This window comes from Mesorhizobium sp. M0437, assembly GCF_040321335.1.
Taxonomy (GTDB): Bacteria; Pseudomonadota; Alphaproteobacteria; order Rhizobiales; family Rhizobiaceae; genus Mesorhizobium.
In genome coordinates this window covers 1-5,869 of the sequence record NZ_JAMYRK010000131.1, presented here as the reverse complement: position 1 = coordinate 5,869, position 5,869 = coordinate 1, and the positions used below count along the sequence as shown (strand labels likewise).

The 5,869-nt window shown below is 58.7% G+C and carries 6 protein-coding genes; 4 read left to right on the top strand and 2 right to left on the bottom strand.

Going from position 1 to position 5,869, the window contains the following annotated elements; translation table 11 throughout:
* The 3 genes from NKI72_RS33785 to NKI72_RS33775 form a co-directional block, all read left to right on the top strand.
* The coding region (locus tag NKI72_RS33785) for an ATP-binding cassette domain-containing protein (RefSeq protein ID WP_352852087.1) at nt 1-555 on the top strand (555 nt) is incomplete at its 5' end.
* A complete protein-coding gene (locus tag NKI72_RS33780; protein ID WP_352852084.1) occupies nt 545-1,228 on the top strand; it encodes a GAF domain-containing protein in 684 nt (227 codons plus the stop codon). The genes NKI72_RS33785 and NKI72_RS33780, both read left to right, overlap by 11 nt.
* The gene (locus NKI72_RS33775) at nt 1,221-2,003 is read left to right on the top strand and encodes a S8 family serine peptidase (RefSeq protein WP_352694027.1); all 783 of its coding nucleotides are present in this window, start codon (nt 1,221-1,223) and stop codon (nt 2,001-2,003) included. Before NKI72_RS33780 ends, NKI72_RS33775 begins: the two co-directional genes overlap by 8 nt.
* 1 nt (nt 2,004) lies before the next feature.
* Here the strand turns inward: NKI72_RS33775 and NKI72_RS33770 are convergent, their stop codons facing one another.
* Together NKI72_RS33770 and NKI72_RS33765 are read right to left on the bottom strand one after the other, a co-directional pair.
* Nucleotides 2,005-3,753, bottom strand: coding sequence for a tetratricopeptide repeat-containing protein (locus tag NKI72_RS33770; protein ID WP_352852083.1), 1,749 nt, complete (start codon nt 3,751-3,753; stop codon nt 2,005-2,007).
* Between the two features lie 190 nt (nt 3,754-3,943).
* The gene (locus NKI72_RS33765) at nt 3,944-5,335 is read right to left on the bottom strand and encodes a hypothetical protein (RefSeq protein WP_352694031.1); all 1,392 of its coding nucleotides are present in this window, start codon (nt 5,333-5,335) and stop codon (nt 3,944-3,946) included.
* 332 nt (nt 5,336-5,667) lie between these two features.
* Here NKI72_RS33765 and NKI72_RS33760 point away from each other — a divergent pair.
* The coding region (locus NKI72_RS33760) for a hypothetical protein (RefSeq protein WP_352852080.1) at nt 5,668-5,869 on the top strand (202 nt) is incomplete at its 3' end.

Below are 5,869 nucleotides of genomic sequence, written 5' to 3'. Positions count from 1 at the left end.
GTCTGGAATGCGCTCGTTACGATTTCGCCCGACGACCCTCTCGGAACGCCGGTGCCGCGCCAAGCCGGGAAGGCAGGACTTGCCGGGGGCGAGCGCCGGCGGCTCGCTATCGCCCGTACGCTTTTGTCGGACGCCCAGATACTTCTCCTCGATGAGCCCTCGACAGGCATCGACGCGATGAGCGTCACCAGGATCCTTGCCGAATTCCGCAGCCGGCCAGGCCGCACCATCCTCATTATCGACCATGATATGGATCTGATCAAAGCTGTGGCCGATGAAGTCTGTTGTATTGAGGGCGGCAAGTTCACCGACGTTGGCACTCCCGACGGGTTGCTGCAGCGGCCGTCGTTGTTTAAGTCGCTTTGGGAGGCGCGGCGCACCTATGGCAATGCCACGGACTTCGAGGTTCAAGGATCGGTGCCGGTGCGTCCTGCCTTTGCTGACATACAGCCGCCGACACCAGGGCAGCAACCACCCCGAGAAGACAGGAAGACACCTCGCGCCGGTGGGGGACCGGCCGAGTACGCCCAGCAGGGAGGCAAGAATGGTAGATAGCTCTCAATTTCAGGCTGACCTCGTCCGGCGTTATCTGGGCATCCAGCCCCGGACGAGCGAAGACCAGGTGTTGCGCCTGACGGTGGAGACTGGCGTCAGGGCTGTGGGCGCTGATGAAGGCTCGTTGCTCGTGTTCGCTCCTGAGCGCACCGACCTGACCTTTGTGATGACCTACGGAAATGCCGAATCCGAGGCGGCGTTGATCGGCCGGCGCGTACCCATCGGCGAGAGCTTGATGGGTCTGGCGGCAGAAACCGGCGAGGTCCAGCTCGGCGCGCCGCGCTTCAAGGATCCCGACCATACCCAGGCGCTCGATGGGGTAAAGGCAGTGATCGCAGCACCAATGATGATCGGAGAGCGGCTGATCGGCGTCATCACGGCCATTTCCAACAAGGACGGCAAGCGATTTACCATGGATGACGCGGAGCTCTACGCGTGTCTGGCCACCATCGCTGCTCTCATGCTCAACCAGTCGCTGGTGCTGCGATCCCTGTCGCATGGCAGCGCGATGGACGATGTGCAGCCTGCCTCGTTCGCCGGCGAGCCGCTCGAGCAAGAAATCCTGCAGCGTGTTGCCCGGCTGCTGCAGCGGGACCGAACGGTCGTGCGGGAAGTTGCGCGCGTGCTCAAGGCCATTGAGGCCATGTCCTTGCGCGCACGAACCGATGACTGAACTCGACGCGGTCATTGCTCGCGCGCTGCGGGTTCCGATCTCGTCGCTTGCTGCCGGAGCGCTGCAACCCGTTAGGGTCGCGGTCCTCGATAGCGGCATAGACGCTTCGCATACCGATCTCAGGAACCGCGTCGAGAGCGCGGTTATCTGCAGCGCCGACGAGAAAGGCTCCGTCGCGATCACGCCGTCAGATCCCACAGCCAACAACGACACATATGGTCACGGCACAGCCGTCGCCAGCATCATTGCCCGCATCGCCCCCAACGCCACGCTGATAGATGTGCGTGTTCTTGGTGGAAACAAACCCGGCTCGCCCGACGCCTTTCTCGGTGGTATCGACTTCGCCAACTCAACCGACGCACAGATAATGAATATGAGCGTTGCAGTCGGCGAGTCCTATCTGCCGCGCTTGATCCCATTGACCGAAAAGGCTTATCGCCGCGGAAAGATCATCGTCGCGGCCACCCGCAACCGGCCGCTCGAGGATGAAGGCTATCCGGCTTCGATCGTCGCATGCATCGGCGTGGGCAACGCAGGCCGCGGACGCGAGGACATTTGGCGATTCAGGCGCGACATCATCGAGTTTATGGGCCATGGAGTCGATGTGCCCGTGGCGGTCGCTGGCGGTGGCTATGCGACCCAGAGCGGCACCAGCTTCGCGACGCCTATTATCGCGGGTCTGATTGCGCTGCTGCTGGGCGCGCATTCCGGGCTCTCGCCTTTCGACGTCAAAGCAATCCTGAAAGCCTTCGCCGCAAACGCAGCGTCATCGTAGATCACGACCCCACAAGGTCGTACATCCGGAAAAAACCGAAGTCCTTCGCCAGCGGGACAACGCCGACATAGGTGCATGTGAATTCCTGTCCTGTTTCCAGAAGCAGAATCGCCGCGAAGGCTTCTGTGACATAGACGCGGCCCGGCGGAGCGATCGGTTCGATGCGCGCTGCCTTGCTCAGCGCCCGGCCATAGAAAGTGCTATGATGTAGGACCGGGTCCCATCCGGCAAAGACCGGACCGTAGTGGGCACCGATGCGCATGGAGGGGGGCGTTTCGCGCTCGAACAACCTGCCATCGACGGCCGTCAGCCGCTCCTGCACCGCCAGGCTAATTCGGGCGGCGGTGCGTACATCGGTCAGCACCATGTGTACCGCATCACCCCATGTGTTTCGCAACTCCACATTGTTTCGGTGTTCGTCAGCCACGTCGCCTATCACGCGCATGACCTTGTCCCAGAAGACCGGCAGTAGCCGCTCCTCCAGTGATGAAAATCCAAGCACGTCACCGAAAATCAGCGCGTGCGTCAGCCGCTCATCGAGTGTGGGCGCCGATTCCTGGGGCTTGACGAGATCGTCCAGCTGCACCTTCATGCGCTCGCGACCACGGCTTGTCCAGACGGCAGCGTGGCTCGATGAGTGGTCCCGCACGGCGTCAGCCAAGGTTACTTGCACAGCCACCCCGTCGATGTGCTGGGCCCGAAGGAGCGCCAATCCCATCCCGAAGCGCACGGCATAGTCCGCCTGGGTGGTATCGGTGGCATCGGGATCGTCCGAAGGCAGAACGACACGGTGTGCTTTACTGCAGCAAGCTTCGAACCGTGTTGCCCACGGATCGCCTGCATTAGCCTGGATGACCTTTTTCAGCAGCGATTGCCTTATCGGAATCGCCAGCTCCAGCTGGGCCCCGAACGACAGGATTTCCTCGGCAAACACGATTTCGGCAGCCGTCCCGACCGATCCGAAGGCCGCGCCGGGCCGCAGGCCCGCTACGGCTTGCCTAATCCGGCGGCACATTTCCGTTTCGCTGAGCTGGCTGAAGCTCCATCCTGTACCAGGCAAACCGTTGCTCAGAAAATGCACTGTCACAGGCGGTTCGAGTGGCGTCAGAAATGCCGCAATCTCGTTGTCGCTGGCTCCGGCATGAGCCATGATTAGTTTCAGCTGGCGGCGGGTCGAGGAGCGATCGCCCGCATTCGACGGTCTCTGCATCGCCTCGACAAGCGCGACGCGGGCTTCCTCTTTCCTACCGAGAAGCAGATTGGCCTCGGCGCGGCTTGCCAGAGCCCAGTAGTCGGCGGCCCCCGCGCCGCCGGATTCGGCGATGATGCTATGCGCCAGATTTGCTGCTTGTGCATGCTCGCCGGCAAGGAAGGCCAGGCTGGCCATGTTGATCGCCAGATAGGAATCCGGCGCGCGCTCATGGATTCGCTGATAGATGGACGCCGCCTGCAGCAGGCCTGCACGCCGCCCATCGCCTTGCATCTTCAGCGCAAAGTCCTTTGCCAGGCGCGCCTCAAGTGCCAGGATATGAGGATTGGACGAGGCCCCGAGATTCCAATCGGCGAACAGCCGTCTGGCATGCGCGGTGGCGCCCGCACGGGCAAGGGCCAACAGTCCCGCGTGCTTCAGCTGCTCGCAGTCGGGCCAGGTTTTCAGATGTTCGCAAGCCAGATCGTAAGCAAGCAGCAGGTCACCCCTGCCCTTCACTGTCTCGACCTCGGAAATGGCCGCAGCCAGCGTCTCGTTCATCTTCGCTTCTCTCCTTGCTGGATGATTCCGACATCACCAATTTGGCGTATTGCGATGCCGTCGGGTGGGGGCGTCCACTCCATCACTGCTTTCATCGCAGTGAATCGGATCCGGGCGATGGGCAAACCACGCGAGCGGCGCGAGACAGGAGAACAGGATCTGTTCCGCGCCGCAGCCAGGAAGTCAACCGTCACACGGGGCGCGCGGCATTGTTGATGTTCATACAATATCGAATCGCCAAGGTGTAGGACATCGCGTCCTCGAAGCTCGATGTGACCGCATGTGCGACGCCCGATGCCTTATGGCCGGCAATCGCCAGCACTCTCTCGCCAGGGCCGAGGTTCACCTTAGCGCCGCTGTTACCCGGAAACGTAGCGATGACTTGCGCCGAATCGACATCCGGTTTTAATGCGGAGACGAGGACAAGCTTATGCGCGTAACCCCGCCGATGAATCTCCTCAATCTCCCACTTTAGGCCCGCGCTGGTGCCGTAGATCAAAACAATCAGTTGCGACTGATCCAGATATTTCTGAACGAGTTCCTTCCAGTCACCTGTTGCTCTTTCCTTAGCGGCGCCGAGCATCGGCGAAATAGAAGATCCAGGCGGGCTCAATGCAATCACCGGGCCTAATCTGCCGGCCATATCCACAATGCACTCTTCCAATCGCAAGGTATCGACGTCCAATCCTAGAATGACGGACAGAACCTTACCGGCGGAATTGCCGGTGGTTAGTTGATCATCGTGAAACGACCTTAGAAAGAGGATTGGAGCTCGGCTGTCTATCCGCAGAAGCTCGGTGGCGTTTCGCTGCAGCTTGGCCTTCAATTCCCTGAAGCTGGACAGGAAGGCAGTTGACACCGCTCTCCTCTTCCAGATGAACAGAAAAAGCATGATGAGCATGGCTACCGGGGATGCCACTACCGATATGACCGCGATTGGCAGCCAGATTACCGAGCCAACAATTGCCAGCCTTGCCATTCTCCATTGGAACACGAATATCGCCTTCACAAATAATCCGATACTTTTTGGGAGAAAAAGAGGTAAATAGTTGAGATGCAACAGAGTTCGCGACGAGGTTACAGACAATCCAAATGTTGAGTGTCTAACATAAACGAGATAAATCATATGGATCACAAACGTCGCCATCGTTGCGCCTAATACGCATAGCGCTATGTCTACAAACAAAACATCTTCTTGATCTAATTGATGTCGATATTCGATAAAGAAGTAAACAAGTGTTGCAGAGATAACCGTTGATGTACATAGCGCGAAAACGGAGTCCTTACTAACCTGGGACAAGAGCCAAAACGGCAAGGCCGCAGCTAACATAAAGAGACTAAATGTAACGAAAAAAACAGGAATAGCGACTAGAACGAACTGACCATCTCCAGCATAAACTAAGAAAGCGATAATTACAACAATCCTCAATAACATTCCAAACACTATTGTCGCGACAAGCAACCCAAGAAATAACGCACAAAGTATTTTAATTAAGTTCGGTGCGATAGCCAATAGTCGTTTAACGCGAATCATCTGCGTGAGACTGACAATCTCGGGTGCGCCACCCACCGCCGCTTGCACTCGATCCTCCTTTGAGCTCGCCATCCGCGCTACCCTAGAAGAACACTATAGACTATCATTCGCGGGGTTTAAAGTAATCGTACGAGTTGCTACCTAAGAAAACTCGCCCCCAGCGAACCTCCAGGGCTCTCCATCAGACGCGGAATTGGAAAGAACGCTCGCACTGCCGACCCGGTTCTCGTCCGGCACGAAACAGACCGAGAAGCGCGCTTCTGCAGACAAGCGGCGCTTTGCGCAATGCTGCGCAACGTCCGAGGCGGCTCGGACGCATGTTCCCTCACAAGCTGACGGCAATGGCGCCGCGGCTGGTAGCAAAAGTGAGGAACTGAAAAATGATCACCAGCTTCGCAAAGACCGCATTTACCCGCACTGCCTCGGCCATTGTCGTCGCGGCGAGCCTGTTTTCCGCCGGCACTGCTTCGGCCTTCGAACGCTGGGTCGACATCGGCAACGTCGGCTCTAGCGAGATAGTCGGTGTTTACATCTCGAACATCGACAGGACCGGCTGGGGCCGCAACCTTCTGGGATCATACT